Source organism: Anatilimnocola floriformis (genome assembly GCF_024256385.1).
In the GTDB taxonomy this organism is placed as follows: domain Bacteria; phylum Planctomycetota; class Planctomycetia; order Pirellulales; family Pirellulaceae; genus Anatilimnocola; species Anatilimnocola floriformis.
In genome coordinates this window covers 3,132,764-3,156,742 of record NZ_JAMLFW010000001.1, presented here as the reverse complement: position 1 = coordinate 3,156,742, position 23,979 = coordinate 3,132,764, and the positions used below count along the sequence as shown (strand labels likewise).

28 protein-coding genes are annotated in these 23,979 nt (G+C 56.3%); 20 read left to right on the top strand and 8 right to left on the bottom strand.

What is annotated here, in order from left to right:
* The first annotated feature begins 926 nt into the window (after positions 1–926).
* The 3 genes from M9Q49_RS12150 to M9Q49_RS12140 are packed head-to-tail and all read left to right on the top strand — an operon-like array spanning position 927 to position 4,470.
* On the top strand, positions 927–3,203 hold the full coding sequence (locus M9Q49_RS12150) for a hybrid sensor histidine kinase/response regulator (RefSeq protein ID WP_254509013.1): 2,277 nt from the start codon (positions 927–929) through the stop codon (positions 3,201–3,203).
* Positions 3,203–4,054, top strand: coding sequence for a Na-translocating system protein MpsC family protein (locus M9Q49_RS12145; protein WP_254509012.1), 852 nt, complete (start codon positions 3,203–3,205; stop codon positions 4,052–4,054). Before M9Q49_RS12150 ends, M9Q49_RS12145 begins: the two co-directional genes overlap by 1 nt.
* An 11-nt stretch (positions 4,055–4,065) precedes the next feature.
* The gene (locus M9Q49_RS12140; RefSeq protein ID WP_254509011.1) at positions 4,066–4,470 is read left to right on the top strand and encodes a TspO/MBR family protein; all 405 of its coding nucleotides are present in this window, start codon (positions 4,066–4,068) and stop codon (positions 4,468–4,470) included.
* Between the two features lie 26 nt (positions 4,471–4,496).
* Here M9Q49_RS12140 and M9Q49_RS12135 read toward each other — a convergent pair whose 3' ends face one another.
* Positions 4,497–4,892 carry a DUF2294 domain-containing protein gene (locus tag M9Q49_RS12135; protein WP_254509010.1) on the bottom strand — a complete coding sequence of 132 codons (396 nt, stop codon included), beginning with the start codon at positions 4,890–4,892 and terminating at the stop codon, positions 4,497–4,499.
* A gap of 283 nt (positions 4,893–5,175) precedes the next feature.
* On the opposite strand from M9Q49_RS12135, the gene M9Q49_RS12130 reads away from it, so the two are divergent.
* The 15 genes from M9Q49_RS12130 to adhP all read left to right on the top strand — a co-directional run bounded on the left by M9Q49_RS12130 (position 5,176) and on the right by adhP (position 16,714).
* Positions 5,176–5,562 carry a response regulator gene (locus M9Q49_RS12130; protein WP_254509009.1) on the top strand — a complete coding sequence of 129 codons (387 nt, stop codon included), beginning with the start codon at positions 5,176–5,178 and terminating at the stop codon, positions 5,560–5,562.
* A gap of 27 nt (positions 5,563–5,589) precedes the next feature.
* On the top strand, positions 5,590–6,063 hold the full coding sequence (locus tag M9Q49_RS12125; RefSeq protein WP_254509008.1) for a DUF2294 domain-containing protein: 474 nt from the start codon (positions 5,590–5,592) through the stop codon (positions 6,061–6,063).
* A complete protein-coding gene (locus M9Q49_RS12120) occupies positions 6,060–6,674 on the top strand; it encodes a response regulator (RefSeq protein WP_315861170.1) in 615 nt (204 codons plus the stop codon). Before M9Q49_RS12125 ends, M9Q49_RS12120 begins: the two co-directional genes overlap by 4 nt.
* Before the next feature lie 80 nt (positions 6,675–6,754).
* Positions 6,755–7,288: a DUF1269 domain-containing protein gene (locus M9Q49_RS12115; RefSeq protein WP_254509006.1), complete on the top strand. Its 534-nt coding sequence runs from the start codon at positions 6,755–6,757 to the stop codon at positions 7,286–7,288.
* 80 nt (positions 7,289–7,368) lie between these two features.
* A complete protein-coding gene (locus tag M9Q49_RS12110) occupies positions 7,369–7,752 on the top strand; it encodes a TraR/DksA C4-type zinc finger protein (RefSeq protein ID WP_254509005.1) in 384 nt (127 codons plus the stop codon).
* A 310-nt stretch (positions 7,753–8,062) separates the two neighbouring features.
* A complete protein-coding gene (locus M9Q49_RS12105; RefSeq protein WP_254509004.1) occupies positions 8,063–8,713 on the top strand; it encodes a BON domain-containing protein in 651 nt (216 codons plus the stop codon).
* A gap of 182 nt (positions 8,714–8,895) precedes the next feature.
* Complete coding sequence (locus M9Q49_RS12100; RefSeq protein WP_254509003.1) at positions 8,896–9,144, top strand: dodecin family protein; 249 nt, start codon at positions 8,896–8,898, stop codon at positions 9,142–9,144.
* A 170-nt stretch (positions 9,145–9,314) separates the two neighbouring features.
* On the top strand, positions 9,315–10,019 hold the full coding sequence (locus M9Q49_RS12095; protein WP_254509002.1) for a hypothetical protein: 705 nt from the start codon (positions 9,315–9,317) through the stop codon (positions 10,017–10,019).
* Between the two features lie 30 nt (positions 10,020–10,049).
* A complete protein-coding gene (locus M9Q49_RS12090; protein ID WP_390843873.1) occupies positions 10,050–10,685 on the top strand; it encodes a general stress protein in 636 nt (211 codons plus the stop codon).
* 110 nt (positions 10,686–10,795) lie between these two features.
* Complete coding sequence (locus M9Q49_RS12085) at positions 10,796–12,700, top strand: heavy metal translocating P-type ATPase (protein ID WP_254509000.1); 1,905 nt, start codon at positions 10,796–10,798, stop codon at positions 12,698–12,700.
* A 311-nt stretch (positions 12,701–13,011) separates the two neighbouring features.
* On the top strand, positions 13,012–13,662 hold the full coding sequence (locus tag M9Q49_RS12080) for a BON domain-containing protein (RefSeq protein ID WP_254508999.1): 651 nt from the start codon (positions 13,012–13,014) through the stop codon (positions 13,660–13,662).
* Between the two features lie 136 nt (positions 13,663–13,798).
* Positions 13,799–14,059: a hypothetical protein gene (locus M9Q49_RS12075; RefSeq protein ID WP_254508998.1), complete on the top strand. Its 261-nt coding sequence runs from the start codon at positions 13,799–13,801 to the stop codon at positions 14,057–14,059.
* Between the two features lie 99 nt (positions 14,060–14,158).
* Complete coding sequence (locus tag M9Q49_RS12070) at positions 14,159–14,890, top strand: hypothetical protein (RefSeq protein ID WP_254508997.1); 732 nt, start codon at positions 14,159–14,161, stop codon at positions 14,888–14,890.
* Between the two features lie 108 nt (positions 14,891–14,998).
* The gene (locus M9Q49_RS12065) at positions 14,999–15,574 is read left to right on the top strand and encodes a Dps family protein (protein WP_254508996.1); all 576 of its coding nucleotides are present in this window, start codon (positions 14,999–15,001) and stop codon (positions 15,572–15,574) included.
* A 105-nt stretch (positions 15,575–15,679) separates the two neighbouring features.
* The gene (gene adhP, locus M9Q49_RS12060) at positions 15,680–16,714 is read left to right on the top strand and encodes an alcohol dehydrogenase AdhP (RefSeq protein ID WP_254508995.1); all 1,035 of its coding nucleotides are present in this window, start codon (positions 15,680–15,682) and stop codon (positions 16,712–16,714) included.
* Positions 16,715–17,270: 556 nt separating this feature from the next.
* On the opposite strand, the gene M9Q49_RS12055 is transcribed toward adhP, so the two are convergent.
* Genes M9Q49_RS12055 through M9Q49_RS12045 form a run of 3 tightly spaced genes read right to left on the bottom strand, consistent with a single transcriptional unit; the run spans position 17,271 to position 17,986 of the window.
* Positions 17,271–17,462 carry a hypothetical protein gene (locus M9Q49_RS12055; protein ID WP_254508994.1) on the bottom strand — a complete coding sequence of 64 codons (192 nt, stop codon included), beginning with the start codon at positions 17,460–17,462 and terminating at the stop codon, positions 17,271–17,273.
* On the bottom strand, positions 17,449–17,730 hold the full coding sequence (locus M9Q49_RS12050) for a hypothetical protein (protein ID WP_254508993.1): 282 nt from the start codon (positions 17,728–17,730) through the stop codon (positions 17,449–17,451). The genes M9Q49_RS12055 and M9Q49_RS12050 overlap by 14 nt, the downstream gene beginning before the upstream one ends.
* A gap of 49 nt (positions 17,731–17,779) precedes the next feature.
* On the bottom strand, positions 17,780–17,986 hold the full coding sequence (locus M9Q49_RS12045; protein ID WP_254508992.1) for a hypothetical protein: 207 nt from the start codon (positions 17,984–17,986) through the stop codon (positions 17,780–17,782).
* A gap of 349 nt (positions 17,987–18,335) precedes the next feature.
* Here M9Q49_RS12045 and M9Q49_RS12040 point away from each other — a divergent pair, with 349 nt between their 5' ends.
* Positions 18,336–18,590, top strand: coding sequence for a hypothetical protein (locus M9Q49_RS12040; protein ID WP_254508991.1), 255 nt, complete (start codon positions 18,336–18,338; stop codon positions 18,588–18,590).
* Between the two features lie 167 nt (positions 18,591–18,757).
* Here M9Q49_RS12040 and M9Q49_RS12035 read toward each other — a convergent pair whose 3' ends face one another.
* From M9Q49_RS12035 to M9Q49_RS12020, 4 genes are all read right to left on the bottom strand, one after another.
* Complete coding sequence (locus M9Q49_RS12035) at positions 18,758–19,114, bottom strand: hypothetical protein (protein WP_254508990.1); 357 nt, start codon at positions 19,112–19,114, stop codon at positions 18,758–18,760.
* Positions 19,115–19,186: 72 nt separating this feature from the next.
* Complete coding sequence (locus M9Q49_RS12030) at positions 19,187–20,092, bottom strand: ArdC family protein (RefSeq protein WP_254508989.1); 906 nt, start codon at positions 20,090–20,092, stop codon at positions 19,187–19,189.
* Between the two features lie 640 nt (positions 20,093–20,732).
* Positions 20,733–22,184, bottom strand: a complete 1,452-nt coding sequence (locus M9Q49_RS35735) for a patatin-like phospholipase family protein (protein WP_254508988.1) — start codon at positions 22,182–22,184, stop codon at positions 20,733–20,735.
* A 1-nt stretch (position 22,185) separates the two neighbouring features.
* Positions 22,186–23,196 carry a hypothetical protein gene (locus M9Q49_RS12020; RefSeq protein WP_254508987.1) on the bottom strand — a complete coding sequence of 337 codons (1,011 nt, stop codon included), beginning with the start codon at positions 23,194–23,196 and terminating at the stop codon, positions 22,186–22,188.
* Positions 23,197–23,347: 151 nt separating this feature from the next.
* Between M9Q49_RS12020 and mobF the strand changes: the two genes are divergently transcribed.
* A complete protein-coding gene (gene mobF, locus M9Q49_RS12015; protein WP_254508986.1) occupies positions 23,348–23,932 on the top strand; it encodes a MobF family relaxase in 585 nt (194 codons plus the stop codon).
* Positions 23,933–23,979 lie beyond the last annotated feature (47 nt).

Below are 23,979 nucleotides of genomic sequence, written 5' to 3'. Positions count from 1 at the left end.
CTGCGTCTTTTCCGGCCGAAATCCGCCCGGTCAGACGTTGTCCCTGCATTGTACTAAAAGTGGCTTAGCTGTGCCACGCCTGCCACGGATTTGCCACGGCTCCGCAAATCGCAAAGGCTTGCTTGACGTTACGCTGAACATGATCCCAAGCACACGATCTTGCTCGACGCCGGCTACAACAAAGGGAAGTCCGAACCGACACTGGAGCAACGCCACTTCTGCGACACCCGTCCGATCTGGACACCGTGGGGTTGGGGCGTCGACCGCAAATGCCTCGTGTGGCACACGACCAATTGGTGTACCCGCAAACCGTAGTGCTTCACCTACAATTTGCGCTCGCAATACCAGCGAACGCGAAAGGATCAGTGTACGGTTCTCAGCCGCATCCAAAACATCGGCTACGAGCTTAGCGAGAATCAGCGAACAGCGGAGTGATACCGCGCGAATCATCGGACGCCCTGGGTGGCGACTATGGAATCGCAGGTTCTATTTGCGCTACCCTTAGGCAACAACAATATTGATTCGTAGCTGGCTAGTGGTTTTGCGGTCGTCTTTGGATCGGAGCCTTTTCGGCTGAATGTCGCGGGTCGATCTTTCTATTCGGCTGGAGCACGGCGAACGGCCGAGCCGCACATCGCGCCACCAAGTCCTCTCACCTCCGCATTGCGTTACCCTGGTTAAGTCCGCCGAAATCGGTAGAATGGCGTTTTCTTCGGAAGATTAAATGAAGGGCAGACCCGCTCAAGCTGGGTGGCCCGTCAGTGAATAAGCCGATGTGGTCGATTACCCTGCGGGGGCGACCACATCGGCTTTTTTCGTTCGATTAAGAAGGCTCATCAACTGGCAGAAGACGGAGCGACGGCGGTTACGACCAAGTGCCGCAAGAGCAGCCCGAAGGACTCGCACTGATCGAAACGAGAAATTCCTTGCCTAATGCCTCACCACTTACGGCGCTGATCGTCATTGCCGACGAAGGGAGGCGGTACGCGCTTGACCAGCCCCTCCGAAAAGCGGGCTTCAAAATCCGAGACGCATCGAACGGTGCTGAAGGGCTTCGCGTTGCAACGGAAATCCCCGACATCATCATCCTTGATCTCCATCTGCCAGACATGAGTGGTTTCGAGGTTTGCTGCCGCCTGAAGGCCCATGCCTCGACCTCAGCCATCCCTGTTTTGCATCTGTCGGATGGCCCTGTTGAGAGTGGTGAGTTTGCCGGACATTGGGAACGAGGAGATGAAGCTTACCTGACGCATCCGGTGGAAGCGGTCGAGTTGCTGTCCTCGATCAACTCCTTACTCCGTGGCAGGCAGGCCCAGCGACAGTTCAGCAGTTTTCTCGAAGCGGCCCCTGATGCCGTGGTTATTGCCGATCAGGGAGGCAAGATCGTGCGAGTGAATGGGCAGGCCGAAAGGATGTTCGGTCGTAGCCGAGATGAATTGCTGGGGCAGGCAGTTGAAATTTTGTTGCCCGAAAGGTTCAGGGTTAAGCACCGCGAGCAGCGTGCCAGCTACTTGGCAAATCCCACGACACGGCCAATGGGTTCGGGCTTGAAGCTGTGGGGGCTGCGGAAGAATGGTTCTGAATTTCCTGTGGAAGTCAGTCTCAGCCCCATTTTCGATCACGACGGTATCTTGGTCGCCAGCATTGTGCGAGATGTGACAGAACGCAGCCGAATTGAAGCAATGATGCAGGATTCCGAAGTTCGTTATCGGCGACTATTCGAGACGGCTAAAGACGGCATTCTCATACTTGATACGCTTACCGGGAGAATCACGGACGCCAACCCGTTCATGAGCGAACTACTGGGGTATTCACACGAACATTTCTTGGGCAAAGAACTGTGGGAGATCGGCCTATTCAGCGACAAAGCAGCCAACGAAGCCGCCGTGCGAACCCTGCAAGACAAGGGCTACATTCGTTACGAACATCTTCCGCTGGAAACCAGCCAAGGGCTGCGGGTCGAGGTCGAAGTCGTCGCCAACGCCTACCGAGAAGACCACCACAGAGTTATCCAGTGCAACATTCGCGACATCACCGAACGCAGCAAGTTAGAAAAACAAATGCAGGAGCAGGCGGCGGTTTTAGAAGACTTGCATCGTCGCAAAGACGAGTTCCTGGCGATGCTCAGTCATGAACTTCGCAACCCGCTGGCCCCAATTACCAACGCCGTGCAACTCCTTAGCCTTCAGAAGCATGAAAACAAGCTCCAGCATCAGGCTCGCACCATCATTGAACGCCAAGTGGGACAACTGGCCCGGCTCATCGATGACCTGATGGAAGTCTCTCGAATCAATACGGGAAGAATCCACCTTCAACTCGAACGAGTCGGACTGAATGGAGTTGTTGAACGCGGGGTCGAGACGACCCGCCCTCTGATGGATCAGCACCATCATGAACTTAAGGTTTCCCTTTCATCACAGCCCATTTGGGTCTACGCCGACCCCACTCGACTCGAACAAGTCGTTGTCAATTTGCTGACAAATGCCGCCAAATACACGGCTGACTGTGGGACAATTGCGATTGCTGTTCAGCAAGAAGGAAATGAGGCGGTGCTGCGGGTGCGAGATTCGGGCGTTGGGATCGCCCCCGAACTCCTCCCGCGTATCTTTGATCTTTTCACGCAGGCCGAACGATCCCTAGATCGCTCACAAGGCGGCTTGGGCATCGGCCTCTGCTTGGTGCAACGGCTAGTCGAAATGCACGATGGCAAAATCGAGGTTGAAAGCAAACTGGGAAAAGGAAGCGAGTTTGTCGTCCATCTCCCGATCATGGCGACTCTTCCAATCTCACCGACATCGCCCAAACACATCGTACCCGGATCGCACGGGGCAGCTTTGCGAGTGTTGGTCGTGGACGACAATCTGGACTCGGCACAATCTTTGGGGTTGCTGCTGGAAGCGACGGGACATGATGTGCAATTGGCATACGACGGCCCAACCGCTTTGCAGGCCACCCTCGATTACCGACCGCATGTTGTGCTTTTGGACATCGGGTTGCCGGACCTCGATGGGTATGAAGTCGCCAAGCGAATCCGTGAACAACCCGCGCTCAAGAACATCGTTTTGGTCGCCATGACCGGCTATGGAAATGTGGCAGACCTGCGGCGCTCTGGCGACGCCGGGTTCAATCACCATCTGGTCAAACCTGCCGACTTCATGAAGGTCAAAGAAATTCTGGCGACTGTCCCGGAGAAAGCGATCTGATGACACCGTCCGAGTCAACATTACGGGTACTGATCGTTGATGACAACCGAGACGGGGCCGATGCCCTGGGCTTGTTGGTAGAAGCCTTCGGCAACCAAGTTCATGTGACCTACGGCGGGAGTCAGGCGCTCGATGTTGCCACGGCATTTCGGCCTGATCTGATGCTTGTCGACCTCGCCATGCCGGATATGGACGGTTGCGTTCTTGCGAGTCGCTTTCGCGAGATTCCGGCATTTGCTCGTACGAAGATCGTTGCAATCACCGGACATGCCGACATCGGACACCGAGCTATGGCAAAGAAGGCCGGGTTCGATGCTGTACTCGCCAAGCCGGTTTCACTAAATGACGTCGAAGGCGTCTTGGACGGATTAAAGGTCGTATCTTCGCGGCAGTCGCTAAATCTCCGAAGTGGAAGAGGAACCCCCGAAACTCAATCCCGCCTGCTGATCGGCGAAGCCAGGCGAATTAGGTCTGAGCGTGAATCGAAAGCTTTGACACTGGCAGAAAGTCAGGCCGCGATCTGCGAAGGCATTCTTGGATTTCAAGAGGAGTACATGGGGTTGCGGGCGGAGCGGATCCACTCCCACTTCATCAAAGATCTCTTGGTTGTGCGCATCCAAGGGACGTTGACATTAGCCGAGCGGCAACTCGGCAAAGCATCTCCAGAGAAAGGCCGTGATCTCATCAAACAGACACGGAAGCAACTGGTCGAATTGGCTCGCCCGATGTTGGAATCACTGGTCCACGAGGTTACGGGTGTAAAAGTTCGGAGCATGCACCACGACATCAGTACCGTGACCGGCGAAGAAGTAGTCGTCTTTACTTTGGTTACCTCACCTCGTTTAGAATAAAGAGCCCCCCAATGCCCTGGATGGAATGGTACGACAATTTGGCGAAGCCCTCCTGGACGCCCGCCCCATCGACAATCGGGCTTATCTGGCAGATTCTCTACCCGATCATCCTCGTCAGCTTCGGGTACGTGTTCGTGCAGAAGTTTCGGGGAAAGGTCGGTTGGATGGTGGTATTGCCTTTCGCCATCAACCTCGTGGCGAATCTGATCTTCACGCCGATTCAGTTCGGGATGCGGAGCCTGCCCTTAGCAGCGGTGGATATTCTGATCGTGTGGGCCACGATCATTTGGTGTGTCGTCGTCGTTTGGCCGCACTTCAAATGGGTTGCCATCGCCCAAGTGCCGTACTTCATATGGGTGTCACTGGCGACAGTTCTGCAGCTATCAATCACTTGGATGAATGTGATGGAGAGATGACTCGCAACAGGCCTGCAATTGCTGCCTTATCTTTTCTTCGCCTCGCGATAATGCGGCACTTCACTGAGCGTAAAGATCACGACTTCTTCACCCGTGACCGTACTTATATCGTGGTGCAGGCTTAGCGATTTGACGCCGACAATGCTTTGAATCATCGCATCTAATTTTTGCCTAGCGGTTTCGATGAGTTGCGTTCGAACCTGTTTCAGCAGGTCTCGGCCTTTCTCCGGCGGCAAGGTTGTCACGAGGTGTTGCTCGGCGGAAGTCAAAACGCCTTGCAGGCGAACCACCAGCAGATCGCCAAGCAAATGCGACGAGATGTGCTTGGGACCGCGCCCCATGTATTCCTGCTCGAATCGCGAAATGCCTTCACAAACAGCGGCTTCAATTTCTCCCTGAGTCTTCAAAATCTGAGTCTTCAAGAATGGTCTCCGATTCACATTAAATGTACGTCATGGCGTGACAGGCCCCTTGTGCCGACAAAGAGAAGGCGTATTCTACACGGGGTCGGGCGGCGCGTCGTGAGCACGCTCCACTCGGCAACACAAACGTAATTCGGATGACTAGATAAAGAGCAACTTGGCCCATGCCAGGGGGCTCGTTAACAAGTAAACCGACCCGGCAAGTCACTATCGAGTGTCTTGTCGGGTCGGTTTTTTTTTGGACTGAGTTCGCTCGATCATGAAGATTTGAGGATGAAGCACAATGAACCGTTCACTTTTAATCGTCGACGATGATTCGGACCAAGTTGATACGCTGGCTCGCTGCTTTATCCGTGACGGATGGCACGTGGTCGGCGTTGTTCATCCGCGCCAGGCACTGGAAGCAGCGAGTTTCCAACAGTTCCAGGTCGCGCTGCTCGACCTCAGCCTGCCGGAACTTGACGGCATTCAATTGATGCAGCGGCTAAGGCGGACTCAGGAAGATCTGCAAGTCATCCTGTTGTCCGGCTACGAGTATCCGGCCTCCGAAGCCAAAGCGGCGGGGGCCTTTGCCTGTCTTACAAAGCCCTGCGGCCTCGCGCTACTGAAAGCCAAGGTAGGCGAGGCATTCGAGCAAACTTTGCTCGTTTGCGACGCGACGCTTGGTTAAGTGGTGTTCAGCACCGGAGAGACTTTGATGAAACAATCCGCAACGGAAATCTCGAAACAGGTCGCGCTGATCGCCAGCGATTTTCAGCGACGGCGGACCGGACACGCGCCGCAGTCGGTTACGGTTGTTCTTAGCGAAGACACCTTGGTCATTACGTTGCTTGAGGCGCTCACTCCGGCGGAGAAAGCACTTTCGCAGACGCCGCAAGGTGCGGCCCAAGTGCAAGACTTTCACCGGCAGCTGTTTGCGAGTTCCGTCGAGGAAATGCGACAAGAAATTACCCGGATCACAGGACGTCAGGTGCGTGAGGCGGCCACGGAAGTTGAAACCGCAACTGGAATTGTCGTTCACGCATTCACCACCGGAGCGATGGTCCAAGTGTTTCTGCTCACGCCGAACACATCCTCCGATCAGCCACCAGACAATGTCGAAGAGATTCAGATTGAGCGGGCCGATGACGACGGACTCCATCTGGGCCCCGAAGCCGATGCTCAGAAATGAACACAACGGGAAAGCTCAAAGTTCAGGAAGACAAAATGAAGACTCAGCACACGAAAACTTGGGGATCGGCGGATGCCGCGACACCGACTGCCACAGTGGTGGCGAATCAAGTTCAGCGCCGGCAGCCTACGACTTCGCGAGAACTCAGTCGACCACGTAGCTTGTCGCTCGGGCGACGGTCTCTGCGCGTCCTGATTGTTGACAACGATCAAGACATGGCTGACGAACTTGGCTGGTCGCTGCATCGCGGCGGGCACAATCCCCGTGTCGCGTATGACGGCCAATCCGCACTTCGTTTGGCTGCCAAACAACACCCTCACCTCGTGCTGATGAATGTTGAACTGCCGCAGATGGATGGATGTCAAGTCGCCAAGCAACTACGACTCGACTTTCCAAGAAGTGAATGCTTCATCATCGGCATCACATGGCGAACCGACGCACAACGACGCAGTCAATCCATCGAAGCGGGTATCGACCTGTTGCTGATCAAGCCCGTCGAACTCTTTCTCATGGAAACCCTGCTCCAGCTGGAAACGGTCCGCGTGCAACGATTGCGAGCGGAGAATACGGTCAGATGCATTGGCAATGATGATTTGAATCTTCAGAAATGACTTTTTCCGCCGTAGCGACCGGGGCATGGTGCTGCTGGAAAGTGCGGCATTTGGAAACGACTTGAAATTGGAGCACACACATGACAATGAAAACGAATTCAGTGGTTGCGGCATTCGACACCCACGACCAAGCGGAGAGCGCGGTTCGCAAACTTGAGAAGGGAGGCTTCAACATGAAGCACCTTTCCATCGTGGGGAAGGACTATCACACGGATGAACATGTGGTCGGCTACTACAACACCGGCGACCGGATGCTGTATTGGGGAAAACTGGGAGCATTCTGGGGTGGTTTTTGGGGATTGCTGCTCGGCTCGGGATTCTTCTGGGTGCCGGGCATCGGTCCCCTGTTGGTCGGAGGGCCGCTGGTGTTGTGGATCGTTGGTGCCTTGGAAGAAGCGGTGGTCCTGGGTGGACTCAGCGCACTGGGCGCGGCGCTCTACAGCATCGGGATTCCCAAAAATAGCGTTGTGCAATACGAGACCGAAGTGAAGACCGGCAAACTCCTCCTGGTCGCTCATGGGACGCCGGACGAAGTCGAGCTTGCCAAAGACATCCTCGACAAGGCACGCGCCAAAGCGACGATTCATGCGGAGACGGTTACCGCGGGTGCGTAAGTTTGCTTGCCGCTCATGGCGGCACATGAAATCACATCTGAACCACATTTTGAAGGAGTCGTGTGATGGGGAACACGGAGTTGGCCGACATCAAATTGCAATTGGTCGAGCTCGGCAAGCGGCTGAGGCGAGAGGCTACCTTGGCGGCAGAATCGCTACGTCAAGACGTGGTAAAGCCGGGAGAAATCACACACTTACCCACGCATCCCGCGGACCAAGACGTCGAAGGTTTGGATGTCGAGATTGCGATTGCTCAGAACGAGGAATTGCTGTTCGAGCAGGTTGAAGCCGCTATTGGGCGGATTGAGGCGGGAACTTACGGTGTTTGCCAGGAGTGCGGGAAGCCGATTGACGAGGCGCGTCTGAAGGCCATTCCGTATGCAGCGCATTGTATCGGTTGCGCCCGCAGTGACCATGACGAGATCGATCAACCGGTGCGAGGTGAACCGCGACGTTTCCGTTAAGATTGCGATTTGGTGCGCGGTAGAGTTCCAGACAATCAGGTTCTGGTGCGATTAAGGCCATACTGAGCGCTTCTAAACCGGAAGCCAGGTGAGAGTTTGTGCAGCATCTCGACTTGCGACGAGGCATGCCGTTTGCTTGAAGACGTTATCCGAAGTTATTGCAGTAGTGCAGAGTAGTTGGAAGACTAGATAAAGGGCAACCCGGCCGTGCTGGGAGGCTCGTTAACAAGTAAGCCGACATGATTGAACACCCGGTGGTGTTGGATCGTGTCGGCTTTTTTTATCGCCACTGGCGACGAAAGGTTTGGAAATGAAGACCGATGCACAATTGAAGACGGACGTGATGGAGGCGCTGCGCTGGGATCCCGCCGTGACTGCGACGGACATCACCGTCATTGCCAAGGATGGAATCGTGACGCTGAACGGTAGCGTTCCGCACTACGCCGAAAAGAGCGCTGCCGAGCGGGCGACGCAGCGTGTCGAAGGGGTCAAGGCCATCGCCGAGGAGATGGAAATCAACCTGAGCGGAATTCACAAGCGCAAGGATTCCGAGATCGCCCAATCCGTCATGGACAGCCTCCGCTGGCATGTATGGGTGCCGAACCACGTTCAGGCAACCGTTGAAAACGGCTGGGTCACGCTCACTGGCACCGTTACTTGGGGATTCCAACGAACCTCCGCCGAGGACTCCGTTCGGTATCAAAGTGGCGTCAAAGGAATTTCCAATAACATCACCCTTACGTCGAACGTTGGAACAACGGCGGTCAGGGACGCGATTGAGAAGGCGCTGAAGCGCGATGCGGAGGTCGATGCCAAGAATATCAAGGTATCGACGGACGGTGGCAAAGTAACGCTGGCGGGTTCGGTCCATTCCTGGAATGAACGCTACGAGGCCGGTTCGGCCGCGTGGAGCGCTCCCGGCGTGACCGAAGTCGAAAACAACCTTGCAATTTCGTATTAAGCATAGCGCGGATACATCATGACGGCAGATCGCAACATCTGCCGTCATGATTTCGGGCTTCTGGATCATCCGCTTGTGGACAGGCAAGTGGTACATCTTGGCACGAGCCCGCTAACATTTTACCGAACAACTCTGAAGGCATCCTGTCCACTTTTATTTCATTATTTCCAGGAGCATGAGTCATGTCCAAAACGATTGATCACGCGAAATCGCCCGCAACGATTGAAGTCGTCGAAATGGTCGGGGTTTCGAAGGAGAGTTGGAGCGCTGCCGCTCAGGAGGCAGTCGCACGAGCTTGCGCAAGTCACCGCCACGTTACCGGCCTGGATATCCTGCACAGTACCGCCACGATTAGTGACGGCAAGATCGCGGAGTACCACGTCAACGTCAAATTGGCGTACATCACCAAGCCGGCCAAGATCGAGAATTAGAAAACACAATAGCGTTTGACCGTTGAAATCACGGACGGCGGGACGCCGGAACCACTCCACGGCGGCCCGCTCTAGCCGCAACGATTCTCGCAGACAGCATCGTAGCGACAGTCGAGGGACGGCTCCAAACGGAGCAGCCAGTTCAGAAAGCATTTCACAGGACAATCCCCATGACGACTCAAGATCGCTTTAAGGCTCCGGATGATTTGGAAAAGCACGATCGACACACCTACGAAGCGATCTTCCGTCACCCAGCGGCTCATAACTTACAGTGGCGCGACGTAAAATCGCTCCTGGAAGTCGTAGCGGAGGTGTCGGAGGGGCACAACGGCTCCCTCCATCTTGCACGCAACGGACATTCAATAATACTAAATGCTCCCAAGCATAAAGACGTTGCTACGGTTGAAGACCTGCTCGCGATTCGCCGCTTCTTGGAACAGTTGGGCGATGACAAGGCTCCCCCGCCGACTGCCCCGGGCACTCAATTGCTTGTGGTGATTGAACACCGCGAGGCAAAGGTCTATCGCACGGAATCGCATGGGGCCGTTCCGCAACAATTAGTGCCGTACGACCCGCACGGATTCGGTCGCCACTTGAGATACAACTCAGAGGCGGGCAATGGAAAGCGACGCCCCGAACTTAAGAGCTTTTACGAAGCAATCGCCGCAACGCTGCGGGGAGCCGAGCAAATCTTGATTTTCGGAAGTGGCACCGGCGAGAGCAGCGCGATGGAGCAGTTGCTTACCGAATTGAAAGACAATCACCGCGATATCGCCGCGCACGTAGTGGGCTCTTTGGTAATCAATGCCCATCACGTGACCGACGACCACTTACTAGCGCAGGCCCGAGAATTCTTCGCGTCAAAGGCTGTTTAAAATCGCGAACGATCGAAAGGGTGGTGACTTATGACAACGGATTGGACCGAGGAAAAGTACGATGCGGAAACGCGCACCGAACGCGAAGGCAATTTGCCTTTGCGGAGAAACTCGTCACACAGTCGCAACACCTGGCAACGCAACACGAATTCAGCGGTCGCGGCATTCGAGACACACGACCAGGCGGAGAGCGCGGTTCGCAAACTTGAGAAAGGAGGCTTCGACATGAAGCACCTTTCGATCGTGGGAAAGGTCTACCACACGGATGAACATGTAGTCGGCTACTACAGCATCGGCGACCGGATCCAGTATTGTGGCAAAACGGGAGCGTTCTGTGGCGGTTTTTGGGGATTGCTAGTCGGCTCGGGATTCTTCTGGATGCCGGGCATTGGGCCGGTGTTGGTCGGGGGCCCGCTGGTGTTGTGGATCGTTGGTGCCTTGGAAGAGTCGGTGGTCCTAGGTGGCCTCAGCGCACTAGCGACTGCGCTTTACAGCGTCGGGATTCCCATGAATAGCGTGGTGCAGTACGAAACCGAAGTGAAGACCGGCAAACTCCTCCTCGTCGCACATGGGACGCCGGACGAAGTCGAACTTGCCAAAGGCATTCTCGAAAAGGCATACGCCACAACAACGATTCACGCCGAGCCGATCGCTACGGCTATATGAATAGCAGGTTGCATCGATGACACATTGCGAGTTGATAACCATTCAAGTGATACGCATTTACAAAGAACGATCACGCGCTCATGCAATGCATCGAGCGATGGAGGCACTTCATGCCTGGCTTTAAGCCCGTGGAGTCATCGCAACACAATGCGTTCCTGGAAGATTTGCGCCAGCTATGGACCCGCAAAACGACGTTTATTGCTGCATTTTCCGTGACCGCGATATTGCTTCACATAGTGTTGCGGTTTGGCTTCCACCTCACACCGGATTGGAATCGTATCCCATTGCTGGCCACGCTTGTGATAGGCGGCTTGCCAATGATCTTCGACCTTTTAGTGAAGCTCTGGAAACGCGAGTTCAGTTCGGATGTGTTAGGCGGCATTTCAATTGTTACCTCGGTGCTTCTGGGTGAGTATTTGGCAGGATCGATTATAGTTCTTATGCTGGCGGGTGGCGCTGCTCTTGAAAGCTATGCACTGCGAAGCGCGTCCTCGGTTCTTGCCGCACTGGCGAAGCGCATGCCGTCGATCGCGCATCGCAAAAATGGCGGTGAAACTACTGACGTGACGCTGGAGCAGATCGCTGTTGGTGACACGCTGGTCATTTATCCACATGAATTATGTCCGGTGGATGGGGTGGTTACCGAGGGGCATGGTGACATGGACGAGTCTTACTTGACAGGAGAGCCGTTCCACATCACTAAAACGTCGGGTTCAAATGTCATCTCCGGAGCGATCAGCGGGGAATCGGTATTAGTTATTCGTGCCACGAAACGTGCGTGCGAGTCTCGATATGCAAAAATCATAGAGGTGATGAAAGAATCGGAAAGTAAGCGTCCGCGACTGCAACGCCTAGGAGATCAGCTTGGCGCCGTCTACACGCCTGTGGCCCTCATCGTTGCCGCCTTGGCTTGGCTGATCAGCGGGGAATCGCTTCGCTTCTTGGCTGTCTTGGTAATCGCGACACCATGCCCATTGTTGCTGGCGATTCCCATTGCGATTATTGGATCTATCTCTCTCTGCGCTCGTCGAGCGATCATCGTCAAGAGTCCAATAGTCCTGGAGCAGATTGCCGAGTGTCGGACTGCGATCTTTGACAAGACAGGAACACTGACTTACGGGCAACCGCAGCTCACCGAGCAAATCAATGTTGATGGGTTCGACGGTCGCGAAATTTTGACTCTCGTAGCAAGCCTCGAACGCTATTCGAAGCATCCACTAGCGACCGCAATCATTAAGGCAGCCGGCGAGGCGAAGATCTCCTTGTTAGAATCGACGAACGTTGCAGAAGTCCCTGGCGAAGGTCTACGCGGGACAGTGGCTGGACGCAAGCTTCTTGTTACAAGTCGCAATAAGTTGATCGCGATGAAAGTCAGTGGTGCGGAAGCAATTCCACCTTTAGCGGGCGGCCTAGAATGTGTCATCGCAATCGACCATCGATTCGCAGCGACTCTCCGATTCCGCGATGCGCCACGTGCCGAGAGCCTTTCATTTATTAGGCATCTCGGTCCCAAACATCAGTTTCAGCGAGTGATGATCGTGTCGGGTGATCGAGAATCGGAAGTCAAGTACTTAGCCGGTCAAGTTGGCATCACCGAAATCTACGCTCAAAAGACTCCTGAAGAAAAGCTCGAAATAGTTCGCAACGAAACGGCAAAGGCGAAGAGCCTATACGTAGGCGATGGCATCAACGATGCACCCGCCATGATGGCAGCTACCGTAGGGATGGCGATTGGCCAGAACAGCGATGTCACGTCAGAGGCTGCGGGAGTTGTCATCATGGACAATTCGTTGACCAAAGTCGATGAATTCATGCACATCAGCCGCCGAATGCGCATTATTGCTTTGCAAAGTGCCGTCGGAGGGATGGCTTTTAGCATGCTTGGAATGGGCTTCGCAGCTACCGGGCATCTGGGGCCAGTAGCGGGTTCTGTCACTCAGGAGGTGATTGATGTATTGGCTGTCCTTAACGCATTGCGAGCGGCTTTCCCACCGAAGGTGATTCATGATCTCTAAGAGTTGCTCCGACAAGTGCGGTCGAAATACTCGCAATCATGTTCTGGTGCGAATAAAGCCAAGCTGAGCGTTTCTCAATCGGAAGCCAAGTGAGAGTTTGTGCAGCCTCTCGACTTGCGACGAGGCATGCCGTTTGCTTGAAGACGTTATCCGAAGTTATTGCAGTAGTGCAGAGTAGTTGGAAGACTAGATAAAGGGCAACCCGGCCGTGCTGGGAGGCTCGTTAACAAGTAAGCCGACATGATTGAACACCCGGTGGTGTTGGATCGTGTCGGCTTTTTTTATCGCCACTGGCGACGAAAGGTTTGGAAATGAAGACCGATGCACAATTGAAGACGGACGTGATGGAGGCACTGCGCTGGGATCCAGCCGTGACTGCGACGGACATCACCGTCATTGCCAAGGATGGAATCGTGACGCTGAACGGTAGTGTTCCACACTACGCCGAAAAGAGCGCTGCCGAACGGGCGACGCAGCGTGTCGAAGGGGTCAAGGCCATCGCCGAAGAGATGGAAATCAACCTGAGCGGAATTCACAAGCGTACCGACACTGAACTCGCCCAAGCGGTGGCGAATGGACTGAAGTGGCATATTTGGGTGCCGAGCGAAGTCCACGCTACGGTCGAAAACGGCTCAGTGACCCTCACCGGCACCGTCACATGGGGCTTCGAGCGGTTCGCCGCCGTTGAGGCCGTGAAATACCTGTCGGGCGTCAAAGGTGTTTTTAACAACATCACTCTGAAGCCAACTGTCCAGGCGACTGCAGTTAAGGATGCAATTGAGAAGGCACTCAAGCGTGATGCCGAGATCGATGCTGGTCTGGTCAAGGTGTCCGCCGATGGCAGCAAAGTAACGCTCGCGGGATCGGTCCATTCTTGGAACGAACGCGAAGAGGCGGGATCGGCCGCATGGAGCACTCCTGGCGTGACTGACGTAGTCAACAACCTCACCGTTTCTGTTTAGGTATCTACGCATAGTGGTTGCTGACTTTCTGGCGATCGAACTTGGTCGTCCCCGGTTTGCAACGAGAAGTTTGTGGTAGTCGCTTGTAGCGTCTGCTTGAGTTTACGTTTCAAAGTTAGCATTGAAGGAGAACGTTATGAAGGACACTTCCACCAAGGCCCATGAAGGCAAAGTCGTCAAGGTCGCAGGCGACAAACTCACGACAACGTGCAGTGAAGGCAAAGAGCACCAGCACACTGTCGCAAAGGACGCCAAAGTCACTTGCGACGGTCACGCCAGCAAGGCTTCCGACCTCAAGGCTGGAACCCCCGTCCACGTGACAACACACAAAGACGATAAGACCGTAGCCACCGCCATCGATTCCGGGAAACACATTCCGGCGGCCGGGAAAGCCTAGTCGGCTTCCCGTTAATGAACTGCGGGCCAGCGTCTAGCTGGCCCGTGGGTTCTGCAATTCCATTTTCAGTTACCCCATCACCCATCAAGGAATAGTTTCATGTTACGTCTGCTCCTGTTCGTCGCTTCCTTTGCCTTGCTTTGCACGACTTCATTGGTTGCATTTGCCGACGAGAAAGCCAAGCTCGCCGAGAAGAAGGTTGAGCCGGAATCGAGCCCCGGCTGGGTTGTGATTGAGGAAGATGTCTGGATTCGATTTATCGATGAGCCGTCGCTTCGCATGCGTCAGGCCCACGAGCGGTTCACGAAGAAAGAGTATGAAGCAGCGGCCCACGATATGCGGAAGGCAGCGGGTTATCTCCAGGTCGAAGCGCAAAACGCCGCGACCGGAACCAAGGCAGCACTTATGGCATCCGCACACGAGTTGGAAACGCTGGCTACCGAAACGCAAACCGGGAAGGTGAAGTCGGTCAAGAATATGGAGGCCGCATTTGCGCGAGCGGAGCATGCATTGGCCGCTGATCATCTGGCAAAGGCAAAAGTGGCATTGAATAATAAGAATCATGCGAAGACGGGGCATTACTTGTCCTCGGCAGTTGCTCACGTCGAGAGCGGTGCTAAGTGGGCAGGCCGCGAACTAGAGACTGGAGCGATGGCCACTGCGAATGGGGTCCGCACCTTATCCGGTAAGTTGATTGAAGGTGGCGGTTTTGCGGTGGACGAGGCCGGCAAGGGCGTGACGTGGGTTGGCGATGAGGTCGAGAAGCTCGGCAAGTACATCGAACCCCACAAGCAAATCGAACCGGCATCGAAGCCTGTGAACATCAAATAGGACCGCACAGCGCGTGGAACGACTGCAATCGCATAAAAGTGTTTTGGCGGCTCGGGGCAACTTCGCCACCGAGCTGCGTTCATGGCGAGTCAATTAAGGAATTATCAAATGTCTAACTCAACGATTACCCGGCCCGTCATCTCAAATCTTAAAGAACCGGTGACACCATCCAAGCGAGGCGAGACGCAAGCATTTAGCGTCGCGAGACGCAATCTTCTGGCGTTGGATGCATCGGTAGCCGCCGGCAGTATCGACAACCTTAACCAACTTCTGGCCGACACCTGCACGCTCCGAGACTTGTATAAGAAACATCACTGGCAGGCATCGGGACCAAACTTCTACAGCCTGCATCTGCTCTTCGACAAGCACTTTGCGGAGCAAGCCGAACTCGTCGACCTGCTCGCCGAGCGTGTGCAAACGCTGGGCGGGGTCTGCCTCGCGATGGCGCACGATATCGCCGAGGCCACGCTCGTACCACGCGCGCCGAAAGACCGCGAAGGAACGGAGTCGCAGATTTTACGTTTGCTTCACGCCCATGAGGTCATCCTCTTGGAAGCTCGGGCGATGGCCCGCAACTCTGCGGATAAAGGCGACTTGGGAACCAATGACATTATCGTTTCCGATGTCATTCGTACCAATGAACTGCAAGTCTGGTTCGTTGCAGAACATGTGCAATGTACGTGATGAGCCGCTGGGTAACCGAAGTGGAGTTGCCGGACAAGACACTCGGGACTGCGATCGCGGCACGATCGACCCGAGGGTCAAATGAGATCTTCTAAGAACAATACGATGTCACGAAGAATGAAAGCGGCCGTGGTTGAACAGTTTGGAGCGCCGTTGGTGCTTCGGGAACAGGACATTCCCATTCCGGGGTCGGGGCAGATACTGGTCAAAACCGAGGCGTGCGGTGTATGTCACACTGATATTCATGCCTGGCACGGCGACTGGCCAACGAAGCCGACGCTCCCGTTCATACCCGGCCACGAGGGAATTGGCACTGTGGTCGCCTTTGGGTCAGGCGTGACGGCCGTGAAGGAAGGCGAACGGGTCGGAGTGCCTTGGCTGTACTCGGCGTGTGGTCATTGTGAGTACTGCTTGTCAGCTCGGGAGACGGTTTGTGGAGAAGCACAGTTCGGCGGTTACACCAAGAATGGAGGCTTCGCCGAATACATCCTGGCCGATCCAAATTACGTCGCCCGCATACCGTCCGGAATAAAACCCACGGAAGCAGCGCCGATAATCTGCGCCGGCGTCACTACTTACAAAGGGATCAAGGAAACAGGAGCGAAGCCGGGAGAATGGATTGCCATTTCCGGCATCGGCGGTTTGGGGCATCTGGCGATTCAATACGCCAAGGTCATGGGACTATATGTCTGTGCGATTGACATTGATGACGGCAAGCTCGCCCACGCCAAGCGTCTGGGTGCCGATCTCGTTGTTAATGCGAAGGCAGGTGACCCGGTCGAGACCGTGAGGAACGGGACCGGCGGCGGAGCGCACGGCGTTGTGATCACCGCGCCTTCCCTGGGTGCATTCAAGCAGGGCGTTGGTATGACGCGCAAATGTGGAACCTGCGTGCTGATCGGCCTGCCACCGGGCGAATTCCCAACACCGCTCTTCGACGTGGTGTCGAACTGCATCACCATCCGAGGGTCGTTCGTCGGTACACGCCAAGACATGGCCGAGGCGCTTGCGTTCGCGGCTGAGGGCAAGGTCAAAGCCGATATCGAGCTGCAACCGCTGTCCGCGATCAATCAGGTCCTTGAGCGCCTTCAACATGGCAATGTGGCGTCACGCGTTGTGCTCGACTTCTTGAATGGTTGAATCGGTGACATCCGTTCGGTTTAGCTAACGGAAGTGCATGAAAAGCGTCTCTCACGGGGTAAGTCGTTTGTTGGCTGGACGGTACCGGTCCTCTGCCGTATGCCCTCTCCTCTCTCCTCGGCCAAGTCGGACGCCGCACGCACACGAGCCGATTAGTCGAGATGTTGTGCCGGAGTGTTAAATACTAATGTTAAAAAAGAGTTACGCTGTGGATGACGCGCGGCAAGCCTTTGAGTCTCCGCATGAATTTGAAACCCCCGGTGGGTGAACTATCGAAGAATGGTGGGCAAAGCATCGAAAGAAGGTGGGTGAACCATCGAAACTCGGCGGTCGGTGGGTGATCTATCGAATGTCCCCGCCGGTGGGTGAACTATCGAAAGCCTTGCCGCGGTGGGCGAAATATCGAAACTGCTTGACATGGTGGGTGAAATATCGAATGGTCGGGCTCATGAATAAGCCACTGCCCCTGCTCGCGTATTATCCAAGCCCACCAGAACCTTCGGGTGACGCGGACCGGCAATCTGTGCCTGCCCCCGTCACAACGCGCTCGCCCTTGCTACCTGACCGGCGGCCCAAGCCGGATTTCTTCGTCTGCGACATCTTTGATGCAGCCATCAAGTCGGATATCCCCTTCGGCATCGAAGATTTCAAAGGCGGGCAGGTCGCGGCCGTCTTGCAGCCGCCACGGGCTGTAATCGTAGGACCACGGAGCGGGCGAGATTTGTGCGGTTTGATTACTGGTTTTCATAAGTGTCTCCGTCGAAGCCATTCATTTCTTCGACCAGTGCAATTGCACTACGCAGTGCTGCCTCGTACTGGTCACCTCGCCAGCTGTTTTCGCCGAAGGTGATGTTGCCCTCGGCGAGCTTTCCAAGATGGAAGACGGCGATATGTGCTGCCTTCTCGAAGACGATTCCGATCATGCGGTCGCCTTCGACTTGGAAGTTGACGGTGCAAAATGGTGCGCCGTGCACTCCATTGCGGTGGGCGGCGATGTTCTCGATGTGTAGTTCCATAGGTAGATTCCTTTCGGTTAAGGGGGCGGGCCGAAGCCCGCCCGCCTGGTTATTTTTCTTCGTTCGCTGTGCGGAGCGTGATGCGGCCATCGAGCGGCACGCATTCCAGCTGGAGATTGAATCCCTTGCCGTCGTTATGTGCCCAGGCACTTCCGATGCGGGTCCAAAACCCTTTCTTGCCCTCGCGTTCGCGAACCTGGTAGGCGATGTGGCTCGGGGCCTTGCCGCTCGTGCTCGTGTTGTTTTCTTCCGACATAAAATTGTTCCTTTCTTTGTTTGAGGCCACGCCCATCGCGGCCTTACGGCACACGATTCAAAGCCGCCGAATCGGGGCGGCCCGATGGCGGCTTTAGGGTGCCCGTTTCATAGGTCGCGGGTGTGGCCGGAATGAATGCCAGGAACGAATGTCAGAAGTATGCTGCGGAACGTGGCTGGGGCGGTGCCATGCGGCTAGTGGTTCTTGCGCGAAGAAGGCAAAGGGTGTAACCGTGGAAGATGGCTGGCATCAGCGTCGGCTAGCGGCAACCAATGGAAACGGAGGTCATGATGGCAACGGAATTGCGTAATGAGTCAGTAGCGGCCGGATCGCCGCGTGTATGTAGGCGATGAACTGGAAGGAACATACGAAACCAGCGATCGCCGTCGGTGACAAAGTCTGCTACAGCCGCCAGTTTTTGCAGAGCACGGGACAGCAGACGGGTGACGTGCCGTTTGCGCGCGGAACCGTTACGGCCCTCGTACCGCTTGGCAAAGAGACGCTGCTTGCTGAAATCGAATGGGACAACCCCGACCTGCCGAACCGGGTGAATATTCAGAACCTCTCGAAGGTGTCCGAGAAGGGCATCAGCGAGCGCTATTAGCGCGGCAATGCAAACGCCCGCCATGGATGGCGGGCTAAAAATCGAGGCAGGGATGCCTCAAGTAATCCGCCGCGTGTCCCGATTATTGCAGTCCTGACACGCGTCCGTTCTCCGGGAAAAAAAGCCCCGGCAGAGTTGCCAGGGCCATGCGGCGTGATAGTTAGCGGTTACTGGTCCCGCGTCTTGCAGTCTGGGCAGAGCCCGCAGTAATTCGCCATCGGCAAGGCGAGGGCGAGTTCGATCTCACTCCAGCCTTCGGCGATCGCGGCTGCTTCGGTCGCGAGACCGTCGCCTGCGTCGCAGTAGCGGCAGACCAATGAGAAGGCAGGGGCTGGGCCATGTCCGGCAGTGCGGCGAAGTACAGAAGCGATATAGGCGTGCATCGCCGTTTCGGTAACCTGGTAGGGATAGAAGCCGCCTTTGGCGAACCAGTCTTTCAGGGCCAACGCTAATTCGCGAGCGTTTTCAAATTCGCCATCGCGCATTGCGGCAAACATGTCGAGATAGGTTTGATAGGGGTCCATTGTGATTCCTAGGGAATATGCGAACAAAAGAAAGCCAGCCGCCTTGTGGCGGCTGGCAAAGAAGAGGGGGCGTTAGCCTTCCTGCGGCTGCAGGCCATGCAGGAAATCAACCGCCCGGCTTGCGTAGCTGGCGGCGGTGAAGATCGCCCGCTTGTCGTCCTTCAGGACCTTCAGCCAGTTAGCGACGTAGCTCGCATGGTCGTCCCGCACTTCGGGCGTGATCCGCAAGTCGGCCGAAAGGAACGCCGAGCCAAGTTCCGCGACGAGTTCTTCCATCGCGTAGCCTTCATCGCCCCAGCGTTTACGACCGAACTCCCGGTTCAGCCGGGAGGCATGCTTGGTCCAGTGTGTCAGCTCATGGGCCAGCGTGGCCGCGTAGCTTTCTGCGTCGCTGAAGCACTCGAAGCGGGGCATCTGGATGTGATCGCTGCCCGCGGCGTAATAGGCCTGCGTGCCGCCGGTGCGGATGTCGGCCTTCGTGTTCGCGAAGAACCGGTCGGCCGCCTCGATGCGTTGCAGCTGTGGCTTCGGGGTTTCCTTCAGCTGGTAGTACCAGTCGGGCAGGCTTTCGATCTGCTCGACGTTGAAAACGGTGTATTCCTTAAGGAAGGGAATATCGCGTTCGACTTCCTGCCCGGCGTCGTCGGTTTCGCTCTTCTTGAATTTGGAGGCGTACACAACGGGGGAGCCATGTTCGCCTTTCTTCACGAACCCGCCCAGCTCGCGGGCCTGGTTAAACGTCATCCAGATGGGGCAGGCATAGCCCTTGGTTTCCGCCTCAGCCCACAACATCAAAACATTGATACCGCTATAGCGTTCGCCATTGAATCGCAATGGCCGCGTGATCCGTCCGGCTGCATGTTCCGCGTTCCACGGTTTCAGCCAAGGCCTCACGCCCGCCTCTAGTTCGGCAACGATGCGATCGGTTACCCGTGAATAAACGTCTGCCCTTTTGGTGGTGTTGGAAGTGGTAGTCATGGTCTTCTGTCTCCTCTTGAATGAAATGAAAAGAGCCCCGCGCTCTTTCCTGAGAGCCGGGGGTCGAAGACCACGAACCGAGGGGGAAGGCAGTCAAGGCCGACCGCAGCGGAGGGGCACCCGGTCTGCACAAGCGACGCGTACCCGCGAGCGCGGAAGATCGGGGAGGAGCCGCGCAGGGAGCGTGTCGTGAGCCTTGACGGCCTGGGGGATGCTCCCCCGGTATTCATGCACCAGGGGGCGGGAAGGGGACGGGCGTCCGTCCCGTACTCGGGACCGCAGCGAACGCGGAGCCTGAAAGTCACCCGGCCGCCATGGAGGGCGGGGTGCTATCGGTGTGATGGAACCGAGCAGCAGCCGGTCTTAAAAGTGGGTCGCGTTGGAGTATTAATGGCCTGCAATAAAATGTCTGCCAAAGCGAAACGAGGCAGTCTGCCGCGGAGCGTGTTCGCAAGCCTGCTGGTTGTATTAAGTCTCAACACAGCAGAAGTCATGGCGGCAGGTTCGCCTAGCTAGTGCGATGAACAAGCCGATCGCTTGAACGGCGTTTCAGACGCTTCAGGGAATCCGTACAACCTGACGGCCCGTGCCGATGAACCCGCCTGTGTGTTGCCGATGAGCGCTTCGTTCTAGCGCCGCGTTAAAAGAAGATGCGATAGGCAACATAGGCCAGTCCGGCTAACGCACAATAAAGGGTGCGTCGAGCCCATTTCCACCGCCAACGCTTCGTGCGTATCGGCAGGATGGTCGCCTTCAGCGTGTCACGGGCGGTTCGTGCGGCGGTGCATTCCGCTTCGCTCGCCAGGTGAGCAAGGGCGCCGGTCCGGCCGCAGGCGAGCAGATATTCTTTCTCGTCGGCGGAGAGGTCGAAGTCGAGGGTGCCCACCGGACGCGGATCGATGACAACCGTTTGGTCACGGTAGCGCGATACGGTTTCGATGTCAGCGCCTTCCGTCCAGATCGAAAGCAGGTCGCTGATCACGAAACGGGATTTCGGCGTCTCGTAGATTTCCGGTCCCAGGAAGAGGCTGACGAATTCAGTGCCCGGATGGTCGCGAAGCAACTCTTCCACCGGAAAATTCTGGTGGATGCCGCCGTCATAGGTATGGATGCCCTGCTCTTTCTGCGGAACGAATACGTAAGGGATCGACATGCTGCACCGGGCGGCGTAAGCCGCATCGGCGTCGGCATCGATTGAATCGAACTTCAGGGTCCGGCGTCCGCGGCGTGACGCGTAGACGGTGACCCGGTGCGGCAGGTCCTTAAGCCGGACGCGTTGCTGGCTGTTGAGCTTATTCGCGAGCAACTCATCCAGCCAGATGGTGAACGCGTTCGCGTGATGTAGCCCCTGGTGAAAGATTAAATTGGAGGGATACATGTACCAGGACGCGTCGAAGAAGTCGCGAAAGTCCTTTTCGCTCATGAGCTTCTTCATTTCTTCCGGCGTATATCCCGCTCCCAGCAGGATCGCGGTAATCGCGCCTGCGGACGTGCCTACGAACCAGTTGAAGCGATAGCGTTTCGTCAGCTCTTCGAGCGCACCGACATACGCCAGGCCCTTGATGCCGCCTCCCTTCATGATCAGCGCCAGTGGAGCATGCGGGTCCGGAGGGTATACCACGCGCGGCAGCGGACGCAGGGCAGGCGGCGGTTGCTGCGTCGCCTCAATATCGAGGCGAAAATAAACAGGGACGTCACGCCTGGAACTCCAGCCATCCGGCATGGCCTGAAGGGGGACGACACAGCTGAGTCGGCGAACGGGTGCCTTTCCGGCCTGCGCATCCAGCCAATCGGCTGAATGGACGGTGTATAGCTTTCCCACCAGGTCTTCGGCGACGGCGACATTCTGGAAGTCGTAGACGTCGATCCGCCCAACAATCTGGTCATCCGCATCCGTCAGCGGATGCGACAAAAGGTCTTTCCGCCGGGCGAGTGCGGCCGTGAATTCCTCGGCCGTGGCGACGGTGGCGCTGGCGCGGCAAGCCAGCTTTTGATCCGCGAGGAACTCCGCCAGTTCCTGCTGGATTTCGGCCGCGGCGGCGAGCAAGAGCGGACGCCGGAGGCGGTAGGCGTCAGTGAGTTCATCGGTCACGCTAGGCCCTCAATTTTTCGCCGACAACGACGCCCTGGTATTTAATCTGGCGCTGCGCCGCCTTGTCCTGAATCTTTACCGACTGGTTGATCGTGGCAAACGGCGCGGCAATGACGACGTTGTCCTGCGTGGTATAAACCATGTACTGGAGCTTCTCCGTAAACTCGTCTTTGTTGAGTGTAAAAACCGATCTGCGCGCCTCTGCAGGCGCATGAGCGAGAAACGCCGTCTTGGTTTTATCCGTCAGGTACTCGTTGGCAAACATATTCAGGGACCATTGCTTGCGGGTGGATGCGCGGACGGCCACAATCGCATGCGTGAGCTGGTCGCGAGCCGATTTATCGGCCAGCGAATCGAACGTGGACCGCAGGCATTTCGCAAGCACCCTCGTTCCAGCAGTGCCGTTTAGCGAAGGCACGCTGTCGAGAAACAGGCTTACCCAATAATCGGCCGCGGTGCCGGGCCCGCTTTCACCCTGCTTGTCAATAACACGGCCGGTCCAGAAAGCCGCATTTGTGTTGGGGCCCTGGAGCAACGCTCCCTTTTTAAATGACGAGGACCGGCTGAAAGCGTTTTTGAGTACCTTGATCCGCGCCCGTTCTTGGCTTGAAGAAAACTGGAAGGGCTCTTCTTTTGGGAAGGCCCACATCACGAGCCGGCGCACGGGATCATCCTTATAGGCGGCCAGCATGAGGAGCGTCGAATCAGAGCGATCATCCATCGAATCTCCAAGCCGGGTGGCGATCGCGACAGCAGCGCTCTTGGCAGCCGGCGCGGAGCTAAAGCAATACGCCAAAGCGTGGTCGCGTAGTTCATGGGTCGAGCCGCTTCCCTTGCTCGCTTTGCGCAGGTTCACCATCGGCCGCGCGTCCAGTTTCGATTTCTGGAAATAGTCGTTGAGAATGGCCTCGAAGTCTTTATCCGCGTTAATCGCTCCGCCGCGCGGCGGCGTTGGTGTCTTGGCGAGGCGTTGAGGTATTACCTCATAGGCATGAATCCGGACCAGTTCCATATCGCCCCCGCTGCAAAACAAAGGTAAACGCGAGCCATAGGTGCTAGCAGTGACAGCAATTGTACTGGATATGTATCGAATCGCTACGATGGGGGCGAGGACTTATAGTTTTTTTCTGGTATTGATTGACGGTTCGCGCTAATTACTGAGTATGCTCCGCATCATCCAGAACCGGTCTTCAGCAGGTGCCAAGAGCTACTACTCCAAGGCCGACTATTACACCGAAGGACAGGAACTCGCCGGATACTGGGGCGGGAAGGGTGCTGCGCTGCTGGGGCTTGAAGGCCAGACCGAGCAGCGGGATTTCGAAGCGCTGTGCGACAATCTTGATCCAAGGCTCGGCGGCCGCTTAAGCCCGCGAACCAAATCCGACCGGACGATCGGGTACGACTTCAACTTCAGCGTGCCCAAAGGCGTCTCGCTGGCGTACCTGCTGCAGGGCGACGAGCGAATACAGGCCCCGTTCCAGGGCGCGGTGCGCGAAACGATGGAAGACATCGAAGCGGAAGTAAAAACCCGCGTGCGGACCGGCGGCCGGGACGACGAACGTGTCACCGGCAATCTTGCCTGGGGTGAATTCGTACATCTCACGGCACGGCCGGTCGAAGGCATTCCCGATCCGCACCTGCATGCACACTGCTTTGTATTCAACCAGACCTCCGACGGGCAGGAGGAACACTGGAAGGCCGCGCAGTTCACCTCTTCCGCGAGCACCTTGCTGACGATCTTTACATAGCTCTCGCAGGTCTGCAGGCCGACGCTGGCCCACCCAGCGTGGTACTT

Bases quoted from the DNA above. Each gene is read 5' to 3' on its own strand.
- M9Q49_RS12145 (WP_254509012.1), top strand. From the start codon at position 3,203: ATGACACCGTCCGAGTCAACATTACGGGTACTGATCGTTGATGACAAC.
- M9Q49_RS12140 (WP_254509011.1), top strand. From the start codon at position 4,066: ATGCCCTGGATGGAATGGTACGACAATTTGGCGAAGCCCTCCTGGACG.
- M9Q49_RS12130 (WP_254509009.1), top strand. From the start codon at position 5,176: ATGAACCGTTCACTTTTAATCGTCGACGATGATTCGGACCAAGTTGAT.
- M9Q49_RS12125 (WP_254509008.1), top strand. From the start codon at position 5,590: ATGAAACAATCCGCAACGGAAATCTCGAAACAGGTCGCGCTGATCGCC.
- M9Q49_RS12120 (WP_315861170.1), top strand. From the start codon at position 6,060: ATGAACACAACGGGAAAGCTCAAAGTTCAGGAAGACAAAATGAAGACT.
- M9Q49_RS12115 (WP_254509006.1), top strand. From the start codon at position 6,755: ATGACAATGAAAACGAATTCAGTGGTTGCGGCATTCGACACCCACGAC.
- M9Q49_RS12105 (WP_254509004.1), top strand. From the start codon at position 8,063: ATGAAGACCGATGCACAATTGAAGACGGACGTGATGGAGGCGCTGCGC.
- M9Q49_RS12100 (WP_254509003.1), top strand. From the start codon at position 8,896: ATGTCCAAAACGATTGATCACGCGAAATCGCCCGCAACGATTGAAGTC.
- M9Q49_RS12095 (WP_254509002.1), top strand. From the start codon at position 9,315: ATGACGACTCAAGATCGCTTTAAGGCTCCGGATGATTTGGAAAAGCAC.
- M9Q49_RS12090 (WP_390843873.1), top strand. From the start codon at position 10,050: ATGACAACGGATTGGACCGAGGAAAAGTACGATGCGGAAACGCGCACC.
- M9Q49_RS12085 (WP_254509000.1), top strand. From the start codon at position 10,796: ATGCCTGGCTTTAAGCCCGTGGAGTCATCGCAACACAATGCGTTCCTG.
- M9Q49_RS12080 (WP_254508999.1), top strand. From the start codon at position 13,012: ATGAAGACCGATGCACAATTGAAGACGGACGTGATGGAGGCACTGCGC.
- M9Q49_RS12075 (WP_254508998.1), top strand. From the start codon at position 13,799: ATGAAGGACACTTCCACCAAGGCCCATGAAGGCAAAGTCGTCAAGGTC.
- M9Q49_RS12070 (WP_254508997.1), top strand. From the start codon at position 14,159: ATGTTACGTCTGCTCCTGTTCGTCGCTTCCTTTGCCTTGCTTTGCACG.
- M9Q49_RS12065 (WP_254508996.1), top strand. From the start codon at position 14,999: ATGTCTAACTCAACGATTACCCGGCCCGTCATCTCAAATCTTAAAGAA.
- adhP (WP_254508995.1), top strand. From the start codon at position 15,680: ATGTCACGAAGAATGAAAGCGGCCGTGGTTGAACAGTTTGGAGCGCCG.
- M9Q49_RS12055 (WP_254508994.1), bottom strand. From the start codon at position 17,462: ATGAAAACCAGTAATCAAACCGCACAAATCTCGCCCGCTCCGTGGTCC.
- M9Q49_RS12050 (WP_254508993.1), bottom strand. From the start codon at position 17,730: ATGGAACTACACATCGAGAACATCGCCGCCCACCGCAATGGAGTGCAC.
- M9Q49_RS12045 (WP_254508992.1), bottom strand. From the start codon at position 17,986: ATGTCGGAAGAAAACAACACGAGCACGAGCGGCAAGGCCCCGAGCCAC.
- M9Q49_RS12040 (WP_254508991.1), top strand. From the start codon at position 18,336: ATGAACTGGAAGGAACATACGAAACCAGCGATCGCCGTCGGTGACAAA.
- M9Q49_RS12035 (WP_254508990.1), bottom strand. From the start codon at position 19,114: ATGGACCCCTATCAAACCTATCTCGACATGTTTGCCGCAATGCGCGAT.
- M9Q49_RS12030 (WP_254508989.1), bottom strand. From the start codon at position 20,092: ATGACTACCACTTCCAACACCACCAAAAGGGCAGACGTTTATTCACGG.
- M9Q49_RS12020 (WP_254508987.1), bottom strand. From the start codon at position 23,196: ATGGAACTGGTCCGGATTCATGCCTATGAGGTAATACCTCAACGCCTC.
- mobF (WP_254508986.1), top strand. From the start codon at position 23,348: ATGCTCCGCATCATCCAGAACCGGTCTTCAGCAGGTGCCAAGAGCTAC.